Here is a 21420-nt window from a genome sequence, read left to right as displayed (position 1 = left end):
TACGAGTGTGAACTGACCCCCATAAGTTGGATACAACTTATGGGGTATTTTTATGCGTTTTCTTAAATTATTTCGTCTTAAATGGTCTGAACAATATACAACCCTTTCTCATTTAGAGGAGCGCCTAGACCCTCGTCCCTTTGCAGGACGCTTGCCATTTGCCGCAGGTTTGCCCTTGCCGCCAGAGCTTTTACCACGTCCAGAAGGACGCCCCACTTTAGAACCCGCTGGATTTTTAGCGCTATCCTTCGAGTATTTATTACTACTTTTTGCACCCTGAGATCTTGACGCTTTTGACTTTGATGAGGGGTTGTTACCAGATTTTTTTCGTCGAGTATTAGTAGATTTCTTGGAGGCGTTACTATCTTGCGAAGAAGAGTCTTCTATCGACTTAAGCAAAACGGACATCTCTTTTTGGGTCAAGTCTCGCCAGTCTCCAGTGGCAAGACCCTTGAGGTTGACATTCATAATCCGCGTACGCTCAAGCTTGACAACTTCATAGCCAAAATGCTCACACATACGGCGAATTTGACGGTTTAGACCTTGCACTAAGGTAATATTAAATACAGTGGGCGCCACTTTAGTCACTGGACATTTTTTTGTCATCTGCCCCAAAATAGGCACACCGCCTGCCATACCCTCAATAAAACTTTCGGTTATCGGTTTATTCACCGTCACTAGATACTCTTTTTCATGGTTATTGCCAGCACGTAACACCTTATTGACCAAATCACCGTTGCTGGTCAAAAAAATCAAACCTTGAGAGTCTTTATCCAAACGGCCAATCGGAAAAATACGCACGCTATGTCTCACAAAATCGACAATGTTGTTTTTCTCAGATTTTTCCGTAGTGCTGACAATACCGACTGGCTTATTGAGTACAATAAATACGAAATCATCAGCGTCTTGCGGCTCAATGAGCTGTCCGTTAACCTTTACCGTATCTCCAGCAACCACTTGATCGCCAACTTGAGCACGCTTACCATTGACGTAAACGTTTCCTTGTTCGATAAAGCGGTCAGCGTCGCGCCGAGAGCAGATGCCACTTTCTCTGATGTATTTATTTAACCGAGTCGAATTGTTAAACATAAAGCACCGTTTTAGCTAATTAAAAGCCCTTTCTTACTAAAAAAAGCTTAAATTGAATGGATTTGCAATAGGATATGTTAAATATTCACAAATGAGATGAGTCCCATTATATAGGAAGTTTAGTACCGGTTTTAAAAGAGATGAGCAGGCACAAGCGTATGCAAAGTCGTATCAATGAGACTAAAACCATCCCTCTTCTAACAGTTGCTCTGTATTACTCACTCTAAAGCCATCACATAGATCATAAAACGCTATCGGGTCTTCTATGTTATCGAGTAGGTCTCGTTTATTTAGCGCCACAAATAATGCTAGCGCATAAGCGGAGCTGTGAATAGATTTTTTAGGATTAAAGGTAATATCGGTAACCGCTTGATACTGCATCACATCGCTATGTAGCTGTGTATTTTGCTTGAGAGCATTGACGTATAGCCAGTCATAAAACATAGTCAACGGCTCTAAATTCCATTCCATACCGAAATCATTGTAGCCAATAAGATGACCTGAGCTGTGCAAGCGCTCATCTTTTTTGGCTTGTCTTGGTGGCGTATCGAGTAGGTCAGTAAAAGGACCGCCGCGCTCAAAAACTTTACTCGCCTGAAAGATATTCTCGACACTATACTGACCGCCACTATGCTCATCAGTGAGCTGTAAACTGAGTGGACTAAGTAAAAAACTGAGCTTATTACCAGATTTACTCGACATCTCCAAGACGTTATTAAAGCCATATTTTTTGCGAATGACTTGATGCAGATCGTTGATAGATTTTTTCTTTTGTCTGCTAGCAAATCCCACATGCCGTTCAAAACGAACCATATCCGTTTTGACCAAGTTGTCACTATTGACTCTGGGCATAAATACCGGTCTTTGTTCTACAGCGTTTTGATTTTGTGGCATAGTTTATAGTCTTTATTCGATTTCGATAGGCATTATAGCAAGAGTTTGCAATGATTAGGCTTTGATAACGACTTGTGTGTCACATAATCTTCAGCATCGCTATTAAGTAGGGTCTATTATTGTTATCGTCAGACTGATACTCTCTCCCAAATATATTTAATGACAGTTACTGAAACTATCGTAAGCCAAATTCCTTATTGAGTTAACGGCGTTTCTGGCTTATGCTTTTTGATGGTTTATTGCTAAGAGAAAGTATTATGTTTGCACATATCGACTATTACGCTGGCGATCCTATCTTAGGTCTTATGGATAAGTTCGTCGCTGATAGTAATCCGCATAAAGTAAATTTAGGTATTGGCATTTATTACGATGAGGCAGGCAAGCTACCGGTGCTTGAATGCGTCAAGACTGCTGAGCACATGATTGCCGACCCTATTACCCCTCGCCCTTACCTACCTATGGCAGGCTTACTTGGGCATCGTGTCGCTTGTCAGAACTTATTATTTGGTCAAGACTCTCAAGTTTTGGCAGAGAAGCGCGTGGCTACTATCGCCACCCTTGGGGGATCTGGCGCTTTAAAAGTAGGGGCAGAATTTATCCATCAGTTCTTTCCAAACTCTAAATGCTATGTCAGTGACCCAACTTGGAGTAATCATATTGCTATTTTTGCCGGTTGTGATATCGAAGTCGGCAGCTACCCTTATTATGATAACGCCACTAGTAGCCTTAAGTTCGAAGAAATGCTCGATTTTATTGATCAGTTAAACCTGTATGACGTGGTACTCTTGCACCCTTGTTGTCATAACCCAACAGGTATGGATCTGACTATTGAGCAATGGGATCAACTGCTGACGGTTATGAAGCAGCGCAAGCTTATTCCCTTTATGGATATTGCTTATCAAGGCTTTGGCGAAGATATGGAGCAAGACGCTTATGCTATACGCAAAGCAGTTGAAATGGGTCTACCCGTATTCGTCAGTAATTCGTTTTCTAAAAATTTATCGCTATATGGCGAGCGCGTTGGCGGTCTCTCTGTGGTCTGTCCAACTAGCGATGAGGCGGAGCGCGTGTTCGGACAGCTCAATTATACCGTGCGCCGTATCTACACGAGTCCGCCCTCTCACGGTGGTCATGTGGTCGATATCGTGATGAATGATGACGCTCTGCAGCAGCAGTGGGTAAGCGAGGTTTATGGGATGCGCGATCGTATCCAAACGATGCGCTTAAAGCTCAAGTCAGTATTGGAAGCTAAGCTGCCTGAGCATGATTTTGACTATTTGACTCGGCAAAAAGGCATGTTTAGCTTTACTGGTCTCACACCTGAGCAGATTGGGCGCCTACAAAGCGAGTTTGGTGTCTATCTAGTGTCCAACTCGCGGATGTGTATGGCGGGTCTCAACGTCAATAATGTAGAGTATGTCGGTGAAGCTATGGCATCAGTGTTGCAGAATTAAAAGGTTGAAGGCGCTTGTGCTTAGACGCACCGTTAGCACTAAAAGAAGGACAGAATATGGATTATTCTGTCCTTTTCTTTGATAATTTATGCATTCAACACTTTAAGTTATAAAAGACATAAAGTTAAGCAAGCATACCACCATCGACAAGCACACAAGCGCCAGTGGTATAGCTTGAAGCGTCTGACACTAGATATAGTACCGTACCTGCCATCTCATCAGGATCGGCGACGCGCCCTAGCGGAATCGCATGTAGCGCCATGTTCAATACTTTATCGTTTGACGTCAGTGCTGAGGCAAACTTAGTATCAGTTAGGCCTGGCAATAAGGCATTGACACGAATATTGAGCGGGCCACATTCTTTAGCAAAGGATTTTGTCATACTAATGACAGCTGCCTTGGTAATGGAGTAAATCCCTTGCTTGTCGCCAGCGACTATGCCGTTGACTGAAGCGGTATTCAAAATAACGCCGCCGCCCTGCTCTTTCATCATCTTACCGGCAGCAATAGACATAAAGAAGTAACCGCGGATATTCACATCGACCGTCTTCTCAAAAGCGCCCAAATCAGTATCCAAGATATGACCGTAATAAGGGTTGGCCGCCGCGTTATTGACTAAGATATCGATTTGACCAAATTCGCTTTTAATATGCGCAAAGATAGCGTCGATCTGATCCATCTCACCGACGTGACAGGCATAAGCGCTGGCTTTGTCGCCGTTCTCTACGATGCTATCGGCTACCGCTTGGCAAGCATCAATCTTACGACTTGACACGATAACATGGGCTCCGCGTGACGCCAGCAAGCGTGCAATAGATTCGCCAATCCCGCGACTAGCACCAGTGACTAAAGCAATCTTGCCTGTTAAATCAAATAAATCTTTCATAAGTTTTCCTTATAGTTATAAATTTTATACACCTAAGCCAACATACCACCATCAAGGGTAAAGGCGTGACCATTCATAAAGCTGCTCTCATCGCTGGCAAGCCAAGCGATAGCGCCTGATACTTCTTCCACTTTACCGAGACGGCGTAACGGACTGGCTTTAATGGTCGCTTGCTGAGCGCGTTCATCCATTTTTGCCATCGTGTTTTGGACCATCGGCGTGTCGATAAAGCTTGGGCAAACCGCATTGAAGCGAATATTAACGCGGGCATACTCGTGAGCCGCTGATTTAGTCAAACCCATCACTCCATGTTTAGCAGCACTATAAGCGGATAATAATGGTGCTGAACGCAAGCCTGCAATAGAAGCCACATTGATCACATGACCGCCGCCATTAGGCGCTAAGCAAGCAACCGCTGCTCGCATACAGTGCCAAACGCCCTTGAGATTCACCGCGATATTGCGATCAAAATCCTCATCAGTCAGCTCATGCATAGGTTTTGGCGCATGGTCAATACCAGCATTATTAATGACCACATCAAGTCCTCCAAGCTCGCTCATAGCGAACTTAAATAGCTCACGAACGTCATCACCATCGGTGACATCGACTCGTCTAAAGGTAATGCTATGATTGGCCTCTAGCGCTTCTTTATAGACACTATCACCAAGCTCTTCATTCATATCGCCGATCACGACTTTAGCGCCGCGACTGGCTAACAACTTAGCACTAGCCGCGCCAATACCAGAGGCGCCGCCGGTGATAAGAATACGTTTGCCCTCAACATTGGAGGCGGGTAAATTACTTAGGGTGTTTGCTGCAAGTCCGTTTGTCGTCATCAGTTATTCCTTTACTTGTAGGATAAGTTTGCCGAAGTTTTCACCTTTAAATAGCATCATTAGAGTCTCTGGGAAAGTCTCAATACCTTTGACAATATGATCTTTTACCGTGATATCCCCTGCCTGAATCCAGCCGGCGATATCTTTCATCGCTACCGGATACTCTTTGATATTATCAAACACGACGATGCCTTCCATCCGCGCGCGATTGACTAGTAATGATAGATAATTAGCAGGGCCTTTGACCGCCGTTGTATTGTTATACTGACTAATGGCGCCGCAAATCACAATACGCGCATGGACATTTATCTGAGTTAAGACATCATCTAAAATCTCGCCGCCGACATTATCAAAGTAAACGTCTACACCGTCTGGACAAGCTTGCTTAAGCGCTTTTTTGACGTTTTCATTTTTGTAGTCTACTGCTGCATCGAAACCTAATTCGTCAACTAAGAACTGACATTTCTCAGGACCACCTGCGATACCGACAACGCGGCAGCCTTTGATTTTGGCGATTTGCCCGACTAGACCACCGACCGCACCCGCCGCTCCTGAGACTACAACGGTCTCGCCAGATTTGGGCTCGCCAGTCTTGAGCAGACCAAAATAACCTGTCATCCCTGGCATGCCTAATACACCAAGATAATAAGGCAGCGGCGCTAGATTAGGGTCGACTTTATGCAGACCTTTGCCATCACTGACCGCATAGGATTGCACGCCATTATGACCAGAAACGAAGTCGCCTACTGCAAATTTGTCGTTGTTACTTTCGATGACTTCACCGACGGTACCAGCGCGCATAACATCGCCCACTTGCACCGGTTCGATGTAGGATTTGGCATCGTTTAACCAGCCACGCATCGCAGGATCGATAGAGATGTAATCGATTCTGATCAACAGCTCGCCATCGCTAATACTGGGGACTTCGGTCTCGGTATAGTCCCAAGTATCGCGGCTAGGCTGACCTGTAGGTCGCTGTTTGAGTCGCCACTGCTTATTGGGCTGTTTATTGTCAGCTATCATCGGTTATTCCTTTAAATTAGTTTTGTGTAAAAGTTATTCAGCGAGTCTAAAACCACTCTGCTTCCATATCGGTACAGACTGAGTTGTCGTTGTTCAATAATTGAATATCACGTTGAATGGTGGGTAATTCCCAATCGATAAAGTACTTCGCCGCTTGAATTTTGCCATGGTAGAAGTTTTGCTTATCGCGCGCTTGTTCTTGAGCCAGCAGCTGCTCGGCTTTACTGGCTTGGCGAATCCACATCCAGCTGACCACGATTGAGGCAAAGATATTCATCAAGGCTTGCGCATTGCCGGTCAAAGTCAGCGCTTTTTCAGTCGGTAGTATCTTACTCAAATGCACAAGTACTTCATGTAAATGTTCTGTATAAGGCATCAGCTTACCCGCAAGCTTTGCGGACTCAGGTGTAGTAATACTTTGCAAATCATTAGTGATTTCGCGCTTAAGAATTTGCATTCCTAAGCCTTTATTTTGCCAAATTTTGCGAAATGACAAATCTAATGCCTGTACGCCATTCGTGCCTTCGTGAATAGGATTAAGACGGTTGTCACGCCAAAACTGCTCAGCATGATACTCGCGCGTATATCCCGCGCCGCCTAACACTTGAATACCTAAATCATTAGCTTTGGGGCCATACTCTGACGGCCAAGCTTTGATCACGGGAGTCAATAAATCTAGCAATTCTGATAGCTCATTCTTAAGCGTCTCATCATCGCTAGTATTGATACGATCGATTAGGTTTGAGCCGTATAAACACAATGCCATACCACCCTCGCTATAAGCTTTTTGCGCAAGCAGCATACGCTTAACGTCGCCATGGTTGATAATAGCAGTAGCGGCATGCTCAGGCTTATTATTCGGGGCGATACGGCCTTGGGTTCTATCTTTGGCATAATCTAAGGAATACTGATAGCCGCGATAACCGATCATCGCCGCGCCAAAGCCCACACCGATACGCGCCTCGTTCATCATCTTAAACATATAACGCAGGCCGAAATGCGGCTCGCCGATTAAGTAGCCGTAACACTCGCCTTTATCACCGAAGCTCAGCGCCGTAGAAGTGGTACCGCGATAACCAAGCTTATGCAGTAGTCCTGTTAAATGCACATCGTTGCGCTCGCCTATTGAACCATCTTCAAGCAAACGATACTTAGGTACCACAAATAGCGAGATACCTTTAACGCCGCCAGGGCCGCCCGGAATTTTGGCAAGTACTAAATGTATAATGTTATCAGACAGTTCATGATCGCCGCCTGAGATGTAGATTTTGCTACCTTTAATGCGATAAGAGCCGTCTTCTTGCTCGGTCGCAGTCGTTTTGATATCCGCAAGTGATGAGCCAGCGTGCGGTTCGGTCAAAGCCATCGTGCCGGTGAATTCACCTGTCAGCATACGCGGCATAAAGGCGTCTTTGACTTCCTCGCTCGCGAAATGAGAGATGACATTAATCGCTGCTGTCGTCAAAAAAGGATAGGCCGTAGTTGAGGGATTGGCCGCCATAAAATAACCAGCCACCGCGGTCATTACCGTCTCAGGTAGCTGCATACCGCCATCTTCAAAGCTATAGCGACCCGCGATAAAGCCAGAGTCTCGAAAAGCATCAAAGGCGACTTTGACATCGTCAATCATGCTGACGGTTTTACCATCGAATTGCGGCTCGTCCTTATCCGCTAAGTGGTTATGCGGTAAAAACAAATCTGTCGCTATCTTATCAGCGGTCTCTAATACCGCATCAAAGGTTTCGCGGTTGTGCTCAGAAAACTTAGTATGCTCGGTTAAACGCTCAACATCTAAGACATTGTAGAGTTGGAAAGGTAATTCATATTCGTTAATCAAAGTATCGGCCGCCATAATATTCCCTTGTTATTAAAGCTCATAAATTAGCATTAGAGTAATCATAAGCTAAATTTTAGCTTTACCGTATTGTCATTTATGACATAATTAAGGTGAAAAACGACACTGATATAAAGAGTGCATGAAAAGTAATAGTCATTAAGGAGAGTAACCAATGCCGCGAACAAAGCCCTATGAAGTGATTATCCTCGGATTTGATGGCGTGCTCGGTAGCGTGCTTTCAGGAGCGCTGGACTTATTTTCCTTTACAGGAGTTAGTTGGCAGCGTTTTTTGAATTTAGAAGTAAAGCCAAAGTTCAAGGTGCAAATTGCGAGCCTTGGCGGCGTCGATATCACTGCCAGTAATCGGCTGGTCATTCAAGCGCATTGCGACATCAACACCGTACGCGAGTGTGATTTACTGCTCATCCCAACCATCGGCGACTCGATAGATAAGGTGCTTAAACAAAACGCAAAGCTGCTACCGCATTTACAGCGCCTGTCAGCAACCGAGGCCGATATCGCAAGTAACTGTAGCGGCGCTTTTTTTCTGGCTGAGGCAGGATTGCTTAATGGTAAAACCGCGACTACCCATTGGGGCTATGCCGATAAATTTAAAAGTGATTATCCCTTAGTTGACTTACAAGACAATCAGTTCGTCACCCAATCAGGGAATATATTTTGCGCCGCAGGTGGCAGCGCTTTTTATGATTTAGCGCTACTGCTCATTGAGCGTTACTGCGGACGTGAAGTCTCAACGCAAGTGGCAAAGACCCAGATTATCGATAGCAAGAGAGGCAGTCAAAACAGCTATACCAATGTCACCCTACATAAGCCGCACGGCGATGCACTAGTCAAGCAAGTACAAGAATATATCGAAAACAACTTCGATCAACCGCTGCAAGTCAGTGATTTGGCTACTATTGTCAATGTGACACCGCGTACGCTAAATAGACGCTTTCAAACCAGTATCGATATGCGCCCTATTGAATATATTCAAGCGGTGCGGATTGAGCAGGCTAAAAGACTACTGGAGTCGCAAGCGGTCACTATCAAGTCGCTTGCCTATCAGGTTGGCTATAGCGATCTATCCTCTTTTACTCGGCTTTTTAAGCGAGCGACCGAGCTGACCCCAAAGGAATATCGTGATAAATTTTCGCGGCTAGCGATTTAAAGACTGGTACTTTAAAGCGTCAAAACTCAATTCTAAAACTTTATTCATTATAATTTGCCGAAAGATTAACGCACTAAAATCACCGGCGAGACCGTGCTCGCTAAAATCTCAGTCGTCGTACTACCTAGGAACATCTGCTGCCATTTAGAATGACCGTAAGCGCCAATCACCATAATATCGATATGATTTTCCAGTTGAAAATTAAGTAGGCCATTGACCGCATCCCCTTGCGGTAAGTGATGACAGTCAATACTATAGCCTGCATTTAGTAACTCTGCAGCTGCCGCGGATAGGCTATTTTTTGAAGTGTTATCATGATTACCCACCATCACTAAATGGCCTTGTAGCTTTTTTAACACTTCGCTCTTCGCAATACGCTTGATGACTTTGATAGCGGTTTTACTAGCATCAAAAGCAATCATATAATTAATTGGCTCTTGAAACGGCTCTGAGCAAATCAGAATGGGTACGTTCGATGCGCGCGCGACGGTTTCGATTTGGCTACCGATATTGATGCGGCTGTTTTTGTGATCTTCACCGCGGCGTCCCATGACGATAGCACGGTTCATATCGCTGAAATGCTCGATAGCAGGCAATAACTTGCTATGACGCTGATAGATGTCAACGGCGACATCGAAGTGGCTATTGATATAGCTTTTTGCATCCTGTACTAATGCGTCGCTATAATTATTAGCAACCTTGGCTCGGCGTTCATCTATTTCCGATAACTCTTGTAATAGAATCTGACGACTATCAACGCCAATGGTTCCTGAGAGATCACGCCTGACTGAGGCAGGCACGTCAATCGTATTCAATAAGGCAACCGGTAAGCTCAGCCGATTAGCATACCATGCCGCGTAACCACAAATGGACTCGGTGACAGTAGAGCCATCGATACAAGCTAAAATATGTTGAGTCGCCATAATTCATCCTTAAATGCGCTAGACGCAATATTGTAGTATCGGTACTCATATTTATAGCAGATTATTGACCTGCGTTGACAGTTTTTATAAAATTTATTGCAAATTTTTATCGACTACTCTATGGCTGTTGCCAGTCTTTTTGGCTCATTTTATAGAGTACGTGCGCTGCAAGCGGGTGATCGGAATTTAACATAGGATGGTCAAAGACCTGATTAGTATTAGTCATACCTAAGCGCTGCATCAGGCGCTGTGACGGCTGATTGCTTACGGCGGTAAAGGCGACTACTTCCTCAAGTGCTAAAACATTAAAAGCATATTTTAGCGCGGCCTGTGCTGCCTCCAGCGCGTAGCCGTTACGCCAATAGTCTTTATGCAAGCGCCATGCAATCTCAATATTAGGGGCAAACGGCATATCTTGATGCACTTGATTTAGACCCACCATACCTATGAAATTATCATTCGTATCCTCTTTAAGACTGACCGCCCAAAAGCCCCAACCGTTATCTTCAATGAGCTGCTGACATTTATGAGCAATGATATCGCTAGTCTTTGCAGTCAAGGTTTTCGGAAAGTAACGCATGACCTCAGTATCAGCATTCATTTGCGCAAATATTGAATAATCGGCTGGTTGCCATTGTCTGAGCGTTAGACGTTGGGTTTCTAATTTAGAGATAGCCATACGTATTGTCATGATTTAAATAGCCTTTAGAATGTAAAAAAGCATCAAACGTTAATCCTATAACTCAAATCACCCGCCTCATCGCCAGTTATTCCGCGAAAGCCCCAACAATGTGCTGGCTGCTCTTTGATAGTAATTTCGATATCTATAGGTTTAATACCAATCTTAGCGTCAATTTGTTGAAATAAGGTTTTAATTAACGTTTTTTGCGTCGCCATCGTCCGCCCTGCCATCATATTAATTTCTATAACCGTATAAGCCGCTGACCTATCGCTAGGATAATAAAAATCCTCCGCATTCAAAGGAATAAACCGCTGTACTTTTTTGCCCTCTGGTAGTCCTAATACCGACTGCATACAACTGTGGATGACCTCCGAGAGCTGCGCCTTGATAGGGTTGAGATTTTCTTTAATACCGTAGATGACGATCATAATTTTTGAGTGTAGCAAAATTCGCTCTCAGAAACCAAAAAAGACTCCATTTAATGAAGTCTTTGATGTTTCTATTAGTTAGCAAGAGTTATCTATTACCAATAGATAATGGCTGCACGCGTGAATACATCAGTAGAGATATGCCGTTAGAGATCAGCTCAACCGCCAATAACACCCCGAGAATATAAGTGGATGATTGTGGATAGCCACTAAATATTAGGACCGCTAAAGCTATGGAGATTAGGCCTGAGAGTAGTACTGGTATAAAAGCAGCGCTTCCTCGTAGCCCAAAAGCAACAACGACTCTAACGATACCGGTCGCCATAAATAAAATAGCGATAACCATCGTTAAAGTCAAAATACCTTGCAGTGGGTTTTGTAATAGCTCAATACCAATCAAAATCCCAAGCACACCGCCGATAGCTGCTAGTAGCTTGCCAGCCGTACTATGAGCACGAAATAACGCTATAAACTGCAGAACACCGACCAAAAGAAAAATAAAGCCCGCTAACTGCTCTGCCGCAAAGCTTGCACTTAAGGGATTAAATAAAGCAAATATACCACCAAGAATACTGATGATACCCACTACTAACCATAGCTTACGACTCATAAAACACCTTTACTTAATACTCAATAAGCAGGAAATTATACGCTAGAAAATAAATTAGCCTGTACCTTAGTAGTAATAGCTTTAAGCAGTCCTGTTACTAGTCAGGTGTTAATATTGTTTTAAGCGCCTAACTCTGCTAACTGTTTGCCAATAAATACAAAGTGGTTTTTAATAAGAAGACTCCTAAAAAATCTACATAAAGCGCGAAGCCAGCTCTTTCATAATCTCATTAGTACCGCCGTAGATTTTCTGCACGCGAGCATCAGCATAAAGGCGTGCGATAGGATATTCCATCATATAGCCATAGCCGCCAAATAGCTGCACGCACTCATCCATGACGATACATTGCTTTTCAGTGACCCAATATTTGATTAAAGCGGCATGCTGAACCGTAAGCTCTTTTTTCAGCAGCGCTTCGATTGCAGCATCGCATAAAGCGCTTGAGGCGATATAATGCGTGTTACATTCAGCAAGTTTAAAGCGAGTATTTTGGAAGCTCCAAACCGACTTACCAAAAGCGGTTCGCTCTTTGGTGTAGTCAATGGTCAAATCTAGCGCTAGCTTCATCGCGCCCACACCAGCTAAGGCGACAATCAGTCGCTCTTGTGGCAGCTCTTGCATCAGTTGCATAAAGCCCATACCCTCGGCTGTACCCAAAAGATTAGCTTGCGGCACGCGCATATTATTAAAAAACAGCTCTGAGGTATCCTGTGACGCCATGCCAAGTTTTTTGAGTTTTTTACCGCGCTCAAACCCCGGCGCATTATCGGTTTCGACCACGATTAACGAGACACCTTTTGCGCCTTGCTCTCTATCGGTCTTACAAGCGACAATAATCAAATTACCCAATTGACCATTAGTAATAAAGGTTTTAGAACCATTTATAACATAATCATCGCCGTCTTTTACTGCATAGGTTTTGATGTTTTGCAGATCTGAGCCAGTGCCCGGCTCGGTCATGGCGATGGCACCAATCATCTCGCCGCTTGCCATCTTAGGTAGCCACTTTTGCTTTTGTTCTTCTGTACCGTGATGCAAAATATAAGGCGCAACTATACCAGAGTGCAAAAAGCCGCCAAAGCCTGCCTGATTGGCCTCAGACTGCGCATAAATAAGCGCCGCTTCATGACGGAAATCGCCACCAGCGCCGCCATACTCCTCTGGCATTGAGGCGCACAAAAACCCCATCTCGCCGGCCTCTAACCAAGCCTCGCGATCGAGCATACCATCGTCACGCCATTTTTCGTCATGCTGCTCCCAATTTCTAAAGAGCTTATAGGCGCTCTCATAAAGCATGTCGATTTCTTCATTCATCCAACTGGGTTTGAAGGTAGCAATAGTCATAAAATCATCCTTGATAATGGTTTGTTAACGGTTAAAAAGAGAGATCATTAAACTTGTCATCCGCTCTTTACTACAAATAACTTCTTTAGCTAAAAATAAAGCAGACAAATATAGTTGCAAAAATAGCTTGGTTAAGCAATAACGATCTATACAACCTTAAGGTCACATTAAGTTCAATAAAACTCTAAAACGTTAAGCTCATTATATGCCGCAGGCGATGGCCAGTCGCTTGCCAGCTTAGGTATAGGCTGGTGGTCGGCTAGCATTTTGGCTGCATTAATCCAGCCTGCGTGACCAATAGCTAAGACAACTTCTTCTTGATTCGCTTGTAACTGCAACCACTCCTCTACTCGAACAAATAACTGCATTAAGCTTTCGCCTGTCTCAAAGTTGTAATCAGCAAAATTTTCACACCAGTCGTCAATCTTTGCTTTGCCAATTTGCGGCCAAGCTTGACTCTCCCAAGTGCCGAAATTCAGCTCAGATAGTTTATCGGACTGCTGTATCTTAAAGCCTCGCTGTGCCAAAATCTCGCCTACTTTTAGCGAACGCTGAAGCGGACTGACCCAAATGACTTTAGCAAGCTTATGTTTACGGGCGAAACGCTGAATCTGATTAGCCAGACGTTTAAGTTTGCGCGGATCAACCGCCATATCGGCCTGCCCCAGACAAATGCCACTCGCTGCAATAGGTTTAGGATGACGCCAGATATAGAGCTTCATTAGAAGAAATTTCCATTTTTATAACTTGAATAAGTTAACGTATTTAAAAAGGCATAGTCGCGGCTAGCCCTGCATAAATCGCCACTTCACTTAATTGTTGGGTCGCGCCAAGCCCATCACCAGTATAACCCTGCAAACGACGACGTAATAATCGGCGCATATAGTCCGTCGCTATTAAGGCTAGCGCCAATGCCAACACTCCCTGCCAAATACTGATTTGACTCATTGCATTTGGAAATACTAACCACACTATAGCGAACGCTAACAAAACCCAGCCGCTAGCAAATAACGCTTGCATCTTTGTCAACTGCTGCGCCATCGGTTTGGCTTTGGCGTGTTCAATCTCGCCGCCATAAGGAAGTAGAGCTATCAAGCTGATACAAAGCAGCCGTGATGCACTATGCGCGATAATTAGAGCCACAATAGCGACAGCGATAGGCATGGAAGCCAGCAAGGTGATTTTAATCAACAGCGCTGAGACTAAACCTAAGACGCCATAAGTACCTAAGCGCGAGTCCTTCATAATGGTCAACGTGCGCTCGCGAGTCAGGCCGCCACCGAGTCCATCACAAGTATCAGCAAGCCCATCTTCGTGAAAGGCTCCTGTCAGCCGAACCCCAAAAACGCTGCTGATGACCGCAGCAACTAACGGGTTGAACGCGAGACTGACTAGCCAAAATACTAACGCGCATATTGAACCAACAAGTAGGCCCACCGCTGGGAAATGACGGCTACTTTGGTGCAGCCACTCTGGCTGATAGTGTTTAAATGTCGGCACCGGCAAGCGCGTCAAAAACTGAATCGCCACTAATAGCAGTGTCCATTCGTGGTTAATACGCTGCCAAATTGAGAGCTTTTTATTGCTAACCTCTGGCGTTTTAGTCGCCTTTGCTAGTTTGGATTCGGACATTAGAGACTCTTTTCACTGCTGTTTTTTTCACTACTACTTTTTTTACTGATGCCAGCATCGCTAAAGCTTGCCATCTCATTAATAATAGCACAGGCCGATTGCAGTATAGGATAAGCGAGTGCCGCACCACTACCCTCGCCCAAGCGCATTTGCATATCTAGCAGCGGCTCAGCATTGAGTAGTTTTAATAACTGCGCATGACCAGGTTCGAGCGAATGATGGGCGAATACTGCGTATTGACTAACTCCAGGCGCTAAACGCTCTGCGACTAATAAAGCCACACTCGCAATAAAGCCATCAATTAATAATATTCGTCTATCATTAGCCGCTTGTATCAAAGCTCCTGCCATCATTGCAATCTCTAACCCGCCAAGTGCCGCGAGCGCTGCAAAAGGTGACTTAGTCGCGCTATGAAACAGCAAAACTTGGCTGAGTATCTGCTGTTTTTTCTGAAGACCTGCATCATCAAGTCCTGTACCGCGTCCGATACAATCTACTATCGGTAAATCGCCTAAACGCGCGAGCAATAAACTGGCCGCCGAGGTATTACCGATACCCATCTCGCCTACGATCAATACATTACCCGTTAATGCTTTGGCTACCTTCATGCCATTATTGAGGGCGAGTAAACATTCCTCATCAGTCATCGCAGGCTCAGTTAACGCATCACGACTGCTGTTACGGACTTTATATTGAGTCAAGAGCTGCGGGTGCGATTCAAAATCAGTTGCCACGCCGGCATCAACCACTTTAAGCTCGATATCATGTTGATGCGCCAACACATTAATCGCGGCGCCACCGTTTAAAAAGTTATGTACCATTTGCGCGGTCACCGCACTTGGGAAAGCCGACGTGCCATGTTTAGTTAAACCATGATCGGCGGCAAATACTCGAATCTGCGGCTGCTCAATCTGCGGCTGAGTGCTACCTTGTATCATGCCCAGTTGCAGTCCGAGCGACTCTAAACGGCCCAGGGCACCAATTGGCTTAGTCTTATTATCAATAACGTGCTGGAGCTGTTGCTGTAAGTCGCTGTGTTTTATACTAGGAATAGAAGGGGCGATAAAAGAAGTCAAAATAGTATCCTGCAATTAAAAAAACTAAAAGAAAGTAAGTTAAATAAAACGTTATGGTAGCAGATACTATATCGATAATGTGCCAAATAATATGGCGAGAGGTCAGCTATGAATAGCTTAATTGCGCCCGACTCTTTTAAACAAAGTCTTGATGCTATAGAGGTTTGTCGCGCTATCCAATCTGGATTCAGGCAAGGATTTACGGATGCCACCTATACACTACTACCTATGGCCGATGGCGGCGAAGGTACTGCTGCAGCTCTGTCCTACGCGCTTGAGGGACGCTGGATAACAACAACCGTTCACGATCCGTTAATGCGACCTATTACCGCTAAATACCTACTGCTAGCAGACAACACCGCTGTGATAGAAATCGCACAAGCTTGCGGTTTAGCCTTGTTAACGAGTACAGAGCAAAATCCTTTAATGACGAGTAGCTACGGCGTAGGTGAGCTTATTTTAGATGCCTTAGATCACGGTGCACAGCGTTTTATTATAGGTTTAGGCGGTAGTGCTACTAATGACGCTGGCCTTGGTATGCTCATGGCTTTAGGCATAACGTTCTACGATAAAAACAATGAACTATTGACTCATGGTGGCGCGCAATTAGCCAATTTACAGCATATAGATACCTCCACCTTGCATGCAAAAGTTAAAGAAATACTGCCGCAAGTGAGTCCCCCTTTTACAGTCGCCTGTGATGTCACCAACCCTCTATGCGGCATCAATGGAGCCAGTGCCGTCTTCGGTCCGCAAAAAGGAGCGACTAGCGAGCAAGTCGATATTTTAGACAAAGCATTAGCCAATTTTGCTCATATTTATGCTCAGCAACACAGTCAATACGATAATCAAGACTATTCACAGCTAGCAGGTGCAGGCGCGGCAGGTGGACTAGGATTTGCACTGATGGCTTTTCTTGATAGCAATTTGCAATCCGGCTTTGATCTTATTGCTAAATCCGTGGATCTAACCATGCATATTGCTGAGGCAGATTTGGTCATTACTGGAGAAGGTAAATTAGATGTTCAGACGATGATGGGGAAAGTCGTTAATGGCGTTGGACTAATGGCAAAAGCACAAAACAAACCTGTGATCGCCATCTGCGGCGCGGTTGATAATGACGACTATCATCAAAGCATTAAAAGTAACTCTGCTATGGACGATCTGTTTGCTGTGGTGCTGCCTAGCATTCAACAGCTTGCGCCTATCGATGAGGTGTTTGCCAGTGCTTATACTAATATTGAAACTACTGCTCTAAACCTTGCCGCAGCGATGCGCTTAGGACAAAAGCTTAATTAAAGCACTGGTAACACCCTCTTTAACATCATCTCTAAAAACAGTCTTTTATGAAAATACCCCTTAGCTAAATAATAACTAAGGGGTATTTTTACTAAGTCTTATAATGTTACAAAGACTACTTAATACGCATATCACCAGTCTCTACAAAACGCTGATGCCAAGACAAGGACTCTTCAAGAATATGCGGCGTTTGCATACCAGCATTTTCAGAAGCAGAGGCACGATCGAAGTAGTCTTGCAGCATCGGACGATAGTCTGGATGCGCACAATTATCGATAATGGCTTGTGCACGCTGACGCGGAGCTAAGCCGCGTAGATCCGCCAGTCCTTGTTCAGTAACGATTACCATGACATCATGCTCAGTGTGATCATGATGCGAGACCATCGGCGTAATACAAGAGATAGCGCCATCTTTAGCCGTTGATGGGCTAACAAAGAATGAGGTATAAGCATTACGAGCAAAATCACCGGAACCGCCTAGGCCGTTCATCATGCTAGTACCCATGACGTGGGTTGAGTTGACATTGCCGTACAGATCGCACTCGATCATCGCATTGATAGCCAATACACCCAAACGACGCGAGACCTCAGGATGGTTAGTAATCTCTTGTGGACGTAGCACAATGCGCGCGCGCAGCTCTTCAATATTGGCATTGAAAGTCTCTAGTGCCACAGGACTCAGTGATAACGCCGTCGCAGAAGCCATGGTCATTTTGCCAGACATAATCAGATCAAGCATACCGTCTTGTAGTACTTCAGTGTAGCCGGTTAAATTCTCAAACGGGCTATTATCTAACCCTGCCAATACCGCATTAGCAACATTACCGACGCCAGATTGGATCGGTAGTAAATTCTTTGGCATGCGGCCTTTTTTGACTTCCTCATGGAAAAAATCAATGATATGGCTAGCGATTTTGTTTGATTTTTCATCCGGATCAGCGAACTTACTGTTACGATCTGGTGAGTCAGTTAACACCACAGCCACTACTTTATCTAAATCACAATGCAAGTACGGCACGCCAATACGGCCACCTGGAGTCACTAGCGGAATCGGCTTGCGATTAGGCGGCATACCGATATCATTAAAGACATCATGCATGCCCTCAAGCATCAAGCTTTGCTGAGCGTTAACCTCTAAAATGATCTTATCCGCATTTTCAAGCCATGCATTACTGGTACCAATTGAGGTCGATGGAATCAAGCGGCCATCGGGCAAGATACCAGCCACTTCGACAACGGCCATATGCATATCGCCATAAAAGCCTATAGTGCTTTGCTGGGCGACGTGTGATAAGTGCATGTCAAAATAAAAGGCTTTACCCGCGTTGATCTGCTTACGCAAGGCCGGCTCTGATTGATACGGCGTACGCCATTTGATACCGTTAGCATCTGCTAATACGCCGTCACACTCAGTGGCGGTAGAGGCACCCGTTAATAAACCAATTTGAAAGTCTTCACCGCGAGCGTGCGCCGCTTCCATGTGCTTAGCAAGGGCAGCTGGAATAGCTTTTGGATAGCCTGCCCCTGTAAATCCGCTCATACCAACATTCATATCGTTTTTGATAAAGCGAGCTGCTTCCTCAGCCGACATGATTTTTTTGTTTAGTCCTTCGTGCAGTACGCGACCTTCATGATTTATTGAACTCATATTATTTTCCTTTAACTTCCTTATTAAATTAAACTCTTAATACAGTGATAAGAGCGTGTAAAAACGACGCCGTAAGTGCAGCGTCCGTTTAGTATTGAAAAACTAAGCCTCTGTTAAATATCAATCTTACTCAGCTAATAATGTCGCTAGCAATTCATCGATTTCAACTTTAAATTCTTTATCTTCGCTTTTATTAGCAGCGATCTTAGCATTTTGCAGATTTTCGATAGCTTTATCGGTTTGATTTAATTCAAGTTGCAACACTGCCATCGAAAAAGCTATCGAAGCTAAGTGATCTTTTGCATTGATAGCTTTCGCTTTACCTAGGGCTTTATCATAAATAACAAGTGCTGCATCGAGATCTTCGGTAAAATCCGCTAATGTCTCCCACTGCTCGGGATGATCTTTATCCGTGTTTTCATTGTCCACACAGATCGCTTTTAGATCAGTATAAAACCCGTCAAAGGCGGCTTGATCGCCTATCCGGTCTGCTTCTAATAGCTCCTCGGCTAACAGATAAATAGCCTTATAAATCTTCGTATTGATTTTAGTATTATTCATCAGCAGGACTCTTAACTCTTTTGAAATCAGGATGGCTCAGGGGTAGATGGCTTAAAGGTGGATAGCAATTAGCAGTCGCTTAAATCATCTTTTACTAAAAAAAGACATGATAGTCTATACCATGCCTTTTTAATTTAGACCGCTCCCTACTCTGCCGCGATAGCGATCATCTCAACGAGTAACTCAGGGCGCGCAAGAGCGGACTCACCGCAAGCACGGGCTGGCGGCTGCACACCTTCAAACCACTTATCATAGACCTCATTCATCGCCGCAAAATCTGACATACTCTTAACCCAAACCGTCATTGAGAGCAGTTTGGATTTGTCGCTACCGACTTCGTTGAGCAAGCTCTCAATTTTCTCTAAACACGTGAGGGTTTGCGCTTTGATATCGTCATCGCTGTTACCGACTTGGCCACATAGGTAAATAGTCTGATTATGAATGACCGTTCTGCTCATACGCTGAGTGCTATGGAGCTTCTTAATCATGGTTTATCCTTAATTTATTGAGCGGATGATTAAAATACAAATCATCAACATTGCTAACTAGATGGCGGCTAAAATTATAGTGTTATTTTTTTTCGAAACGCTGAGCATTAAACGGCTCAACATCGACGGTCAGCGGCTTGTCATGGATCATCTCTTCAACTAACCGACCGGTGATAGGCCCTAACGTGAAGCCTTGATGACTGTGCCCAAAAGCAAACCACAACTTATCATGCTTGTCCGCAGGTCCGATGACAGGTTTCATATCTGGCATACAAGGACGCGAGCCGGCCCATGCTTCACTTTCTACCGCGTCTTCTAAAGGTAGAATCTTGCGAGCCAGCTTAAGTACGGTCTTTAACTGCCCAAAGTTCTTTGGTGCATTCATCGTCGTCATCTCAGCGCCCGTTGTGATACGGATGCCTTGCTGCATTGGCCCCATAACAAAGCCTTTGTCCATATCGAACATACTATGATGAATGGTGTTTTTTTCATGAAGTTTGAAATGCTGATGATAGCCACGCATCGGGAATAATGGCAGATTATAGCCAAGTGGTTTTATGAGCTCATTGGACCAGGGACCCGCAGCGATGACTAAGTTATCACTATAATAAGTATCGGTATCGGTAACGACTTTCCAACCCTGAGCCTCATTACTGTTGTCAGGCTGAATCTCAGTAACATTACTCTCAAGTATCGAGCCATTCATCTGCTCAAAACTCTTAGCGTAAGCTTTGACTAGAAAGCTTGGGTTAGAAACCTGCCAAGAGTTTAACCAATGAATAGCGCCGACAAAACCGTCAAAATTGGCATTTGGCTCTAGCGCTTTTAATTCTTCTAGGCTTAGCACCTTGTGCTCAACGCCTTGGGCGCGGTCGACCTCTGCAGTGTCAGCAGCAGCCTTTAGCGTCTCTTTTGAGCGATGCAATTGTAGCCAACCATCACGAGTGATGAGTTCGTCAGCATTCGAGGCTTCAATCATAGTTTGATGCTCGCTAGTACAATGAGCAATCAAAGTCTGCCACTCACTTTCAATCTGTTTGACTGAAGCAGGTGACGAGTACTTCCAGTACTGTAATAGCGCTTGATGATAGCGCAGAATAGCCGGAACTCGGTAGCGTATATCAGTGCCTTGATTCGGCAATACCCGAAACATCTCCGTGATCTGACGCGGAAAAGGATGGGTATGGATAGCTTCGCGTTGAATAAGACCAGCATTACCATAAGAGGTCTCAAGACCCGGCAGCTTTCTGTCGAGCATTAGCACTTTAGAATTGTTTTTTTGTAGATGCCAAGCAATTGAGGTGCCGACCATGCCCGCACCAATAACAATAACGTCATAACGCATAACATACCCTTCAAATAGTAAAAACTATATAGTAGTAGGAGTTTTAAGATAAATAAGACAGAAAATTTAAAGTGGTTATGGTAACGCATTATAGCGAATATTAAAGCATTTATTAACAATAAATTTTTCGATAAATTACTTTTAGTTATATATGCCCTAGATTCTAATAACTTAAAGGTATTCCACCTATCATT

Annotated in this window: 21 protein-coding genes; 3 read left to right on the top strand and 18 right to left on the bottom strand. The window is 44.4% G+C overall.

Annotated elements, in window-relative coordinates; all coding sequences use genetic code 11:
- Positions 1-108 precede the first annotated feature (108 nt).
- Complete coding sequence (rluF, locus tag ACTXGJ_RS09020; protein ID WP_439244009.1) at positions 109-1089, bottom strand: 23S rRNA pseudouridine(2604) synthase RluF; 981 nt, start codon at positions 1087-1089, stop codon at positions 109-111.
- Between the two features lie 180 nt (positions 1090-1269).
- Positions 1270-1983 carry a DarT1-associated NADAR antitoxin family protein gene (locus ACTXGJ_RS09015; RefSeq protein ID WP_439244007.1) on the bottom strand — a complete coding sequence of 238 codons (714 nt, stop codon included), beginning with the start codon at positions 1981-1983 and terminating at the stop codon, positions 1270-1272.
- Between the two features lie 257 nt (positions 1984-2240).
- Between ACTXGJ_RS09015 and ACTXGJ_RS09010 the strand changes: the two genes are divergently transcribed.
- Positions 2241-3437, top strand: coding sequence for an amino acid aminotransferase (locus ACTXGJ_RS09010; RefSeq protein ID WP_439244006.1), 1197 nt, complete (start codon positions 2241-2243; stop codon positions 3435-3437).
- Positions 3438-3561: 124 nt separating this feature from the next.
- Here the strand turns inward: ACTXGJ_RS09010 and ACTXGJ_RS09005 are convergent, their stop codons facing one another.
- Genes ACTXGJ_RS09005 through ACTXGJ_RS08990 form a run of 4 tightly spaced genes read right to left on the bottom strand, consistent with a single transcriptional unit; the run spans position 3562 to position 8034 of the window.
- Positions 3562-4323 (bottom strand): SDR family oxidoreductase, encoded by a 762-nt coding sequence (locus ACTXGJ_RS09005; protein ID WP_439244004.1) that lies wholly within the window; start codon positions 4321-4323, stop codon positions 3562-3564.
- 32 nt (positions 4324-4355) lie between these two features.
- Positions 4356-5159 carry an SDR family NAD(P)-dependent oxidoreductase gene (locus ACTXGJ_RS09000; protein WP_439244003.1) on the bottom strand — a complete coding sequence of 268 codons (804 nt, stop codon included), beginning with the start codon at positions 5157-5159 and terminating at the stop codon, positions 4356-4358.
- 3 nt (positions 5160-5162) lie between these two features.
- Positions 5163-6182, bottom strand: a complete 1020-nt coding sequence (locus ACTXGJ_RS08995; protein ID WP_439244002.1) for an NADP-dependent oxidoreductase — start codon at positions 6180-6182, stop codon at positions 5163-5165.
- A gap of 46 nt (positions 6183-6228) precedes the next feature.
- Positions 6229-8034, bottom strand: a complete 1806-nt coding sequence (locus tag ACTXGJ_RS08990; RefSeq protein ID WP_439244000.1) for an acyl-CoA dehydrogenase — start codon at positions 8032-8034, stop codon at positions 6229-6231.
- A gap of 157 nt (positions 8035-8191) precedes the next feature.
- Here ACTXGJ_RS08990 and ACTXGJ_RS08985 point away from each other — a divergent pair, with 157 nt between their 5' ends.
- Positions 8192-9190, top strand: coding sequence for a GlxA family transcriptional regulator (locus ACTXGJ_RS08985; protein ID WP_439243998.1), 999 nt, complete (start codon positions 8192-8194; stop codon positions 9188-9190).
- 65 nt (positions 9191-9255) lie between these two features.
- On the opposite strand, the gene ACTXGJ_RS08980 is transcribed toward ACTXGJ_RS08985, so the two are convergent.
- From ACTXGJ_RS08980 to cobT, 8 genes are all read right to left on the bottom strand, one after another.
- Positions 9256-10113: a universal stress protein gene (locus tag ACTXGJ_RS08980; protein WP_439243995.1), complete on the bottom strand. Its 858-nt coding sequence runs from the start codon at positions 10111-10113 to the stop codon at positions 9256-9258.
- Positions 10114-10231: 118 nt separating this feature from the next.
- Complete coding sequence (locus ACTXGJ_RS08975; RefSeq protein WP_439243993.1) at positions 10232-10804, bottom strand: GNAT family N-acetyltransferase; 573 nt, start codon at positions 10802-10804, stop codon at positions 10232-10234.
- Between the two features lie 32 nt (positions 10805-10836).
- On the bottom strand, positions 10837-11241 hold the full coding sequence (locus ACTXGJ_RS08970) for a tautomerase family protein (RefSeq protein ID WP_439243991.1): 405 nt from the start codon (positions 11239-11241) through the stop codon (positions 10837-10839).
- A 70-nt stretch (positions 11242-11311) separates the two neighbouring features.
- A complete protein-coding gene (locus ACTXGJ_RS08965) occupies positions 11312-11833 on the bottom strand; it encodes an HdeD family acid-resistance protein (protein WP_439243989.1) in 522 nt (173 codons plus the stop codon).
- Positions 11834-12025: 192 nt separating this feature from the next.
- Complete coding sequence (locus ACTXGJ_RS08960; protein WP_439243987.1) at positions 12026-13177, bottom strand: acyl-CoA dehydrogenase family protein; 1152 nt, start codon at positions 13175-13177, stop codon at positions 12026-12028.
- Positions 13178-13350: 173 nt separating this feature from the next.
- On the bottom strand, positions 13351-13899 hold the full coding sequence (locus tag ACTXGJ_RS08955; RefSeq protein ID WP_439243985.1) for a histidine phosphatase family protein: 549 nt from the start codon (positions 13897-13899) through the stop codon (positions 13351-13353).
- Positions 13900-13942: 43 nt separating this feature from the next.
- Positions 13943-14809, bottom strand: a complete 867-nt coding sequence (gene cobS / locus ACTXGJ_RS08950; RefSeq protein WP_439243983.1) for an adenosylcobinamide-GDP ribazoletransferase — start codon at positions 14807-14809, stop codon at positions 13943-13945.
- Positions 14809-15885, bottom strand: coding sequence for a nicotinate-nucleotide--dimethylbenzimidazole phosphoribosyltransferase (cobT, locus tag ACTXGJ_RS08945; RefSeq protein WP_439243981.1), 1077 nt, complete (start codon positions 15883-15885; stop codon positions 14809-14811). Before cobT ends, cobS begins: the two co-directional genes overlap by 1 nt.
- Before the next feature lie 108 nt (positions 15886-15993).
- Here cobT and ACTXGJ_RS08940 point away from each other — a divergent pair, with 108 nt between their 5' ends.
- A complete protein-coding gene (locus tag ACTXGJ_RS08940) occupies positions 15994-17184 on the top strand; it encodes a glycerate kinase family protein (protein ID WP_439243979.1) in 1191 nt (396 codons plus the stop codon).
- A gap of 115 nt (positions 17185-17299) precedes the next feature.
- Here ACTXGJ_RS08940 and ACTXGJ_RS08935 read toward each other — a convergent pair whose 3' ends face one another.
- From ACTXGJ_RS08935 to ACTXGJ_RS08920, 4 genes are all read right to left on the bottom strand, one after another.
- Positions 17300-18832 carry an acetyl-CoA hydrolase/transferase family protein gene (locus ACTXGJ_RS08935; protein ID WP_439243977.1) on the bottom strand — a complete coding sequence of 511 codons (1533 nt, stop codon included), beginning with the start codon at positions 18830-18832 and terminating at the stop codon, positions 17300-17302.
- Positions 18833-18958: 126 nt separating this feature from the next.
- On the bottom strand, positions 18959-19393 hold the full coding sequence (locus ACTXGJ_RS08930) for a tetratricopeptide repeat protein (RefSeq protein WP_443565684.1): 435 nt from the start codon (positions 19391-19393) through the stop codon (positions 18959-18961).
- Positions 19394-19539: 146 nt separating this feature from the next.
- Positions 19540-19878, bottom strand: coding sequence for a RidA family protein (locus ACTXGJ_RS08925; protein ID WP_439244031.1), 339 nt, complete (start codon positions 19876-19878; stop codon positions 19540-19542).
- Between the two features lie 85 nt (positions 19879-19963).
- Positions 19964-21226 (bottom strand): NAD(P)/FAD-dependent oxidoreductase, encoded by a 1263-nt coding sequence (locus ACTXGJ_RS08920; RefSeq protein ID WP_439243973.1) that lies wholly within the window; start codon positions 21224-21226, stop codon positions 19964-19966.
- Positions 21227-21420 lie beyond the last annotated feature (194 nt).

It is taken from the genome of Psychrobacter sp. 1Y11 (genome assembly GCF_052259045.1).
GTDB lineage: Bacteria > Pseudomonadota > Gammaproteobacteria > Pseudomonadales > Moraxellaceae > Psychrobacter.
Note: the sequence above shows the minus strand (reverse complement) of the source record. Positions and strands in the feature narration are given on the sequence as shown.

Bases quoted from the DNA above. Each gene is read 5' to 3' on its own strand.
- cobS (WP_439243983.1), bottom strand. From the start codon at position 14,809: ATGTCCGAATCCAAACTAGCAAAGGCGACTAAAACGCCAGAGGTTAGC.
- ACTXGJ_RS08930 (WP_443565684.1), bottom strand. From the start codon at position 19,393: ATGAATAATACTAAAATCAATACGAAGATTTATAAGGCTATTTATCTG.
- ACTXGJ_RS08990 (WP_439244000.1), bottom strand. From the start codon at position 8,034: ATGGCGGCCGATACTTTGATTAACGAATATGAATTACCTTTCCAACTC.
- ACTXGJ_RS08985 (WP_439243998.1), top strand. From the start codon at position 8,192: ATGCCGCGAACAAAGCCCTATGAAGTGATTATCCTCGGATTTGATGGC.
- ACTXGJ_RS09010 (WP_439244006.1), top strand. From the start codon at position 2,241: ATGTTTGCACATATCGACTATTACGCTGGCGATCCTATCTTAGGTCTT.
- ACTXGJ_RS08960 (WP_439243987.1), bottom strand. From the start codon at position 13,177: ATGACTATTGCTACCTTCAAACCCAGTTGGATGAATGAAGAAATCGAC.
- ACTXGJ_RS09000 (WP_439244003.1), bottom strand. From the start codon at position 5,159: ATGACGACAAACGGACTTGCAGCAAACACCCTAAGTAATTTACCCGCC.
- ACTXGJ_RS08955 (WP_439243985.1), bottom strand. From the start codon at position 13,899: ATGAAGCTCTATATCTGGCGTCATCCTAAACCTATTGCAGCGAGTGGC.
- ACTXGJ_RS08935 (WP_439243977.1), bottom strand. From the start codon at position 18,832: ATGAGTTCAATAAATCATGAAGGTCGCGTACTGCACGAAGGACTAAAC.
- ACTXGJ_RS08980 (WP_439243995.1), bottom strand. From the start codon at position 10,113: ATGGCGACTCAACATATTTTAGCTTGTATCGATGGCTCTACTGTCACC.
- ACTXGJ_RS08995 (WP_439244002.1), bottom strand. From the start codon at position 6,182: ATGATAGCTGACAATAAACAGCCCAATAAGCAGTGGCGACTCAAACAG.
- ACTXGJ_RS08965 (WP_439243989.1), bottom strand. From the start codon at position 11,833: ATGAGTCGTAAGCTATGGTTAGTAGTGGGTATCATCAGTATTCTTGGT.
- ACTXGJ_RS09005 (WP_439244004.1), bottom strand. From the start codon at position 4,323: ATGAAAGATTTATTTGATTTAACAGGCAAGATTGCTTTAGTCACTGGT.
- ACTXGJ_RS09015 (WP_439244007.1), bottom strand. From the start codon at position 1,983: ATGCCACAAAATCAAAACGCTGTAGAACAAAGACCGGTATTTATGCCC.
- ACTXGJ_RS08920 (WP_439243973.1), bottom strand. From the start codon at position 21,226: ATGCGTTATGACGTTATTGTTATTGGTGCGGGCATGGTCGGCACCTCA.
- ACTXGJ_RS08940 (WP_439243979.1), top strand. From the start codon at position 15,994: ATGAATAGCTTAATTGCGCCCGACTCTTTTAAACAAAGTCTTGATGCT.
- ACTXGJ_RS08975 (WP_439243993.1), bottom strand. From the start codon at position 10,804: ATGACAATACGTATGGCTATCTCTAAATTAGAAACCCAACGTCTAACG.
- rluF (WP_439244009.1), bottom strand. From the start codon at position 1,089: ATGTTTAACAATTCGACTCGGTTAAATAAATACATCAGAGAAAGTGGC.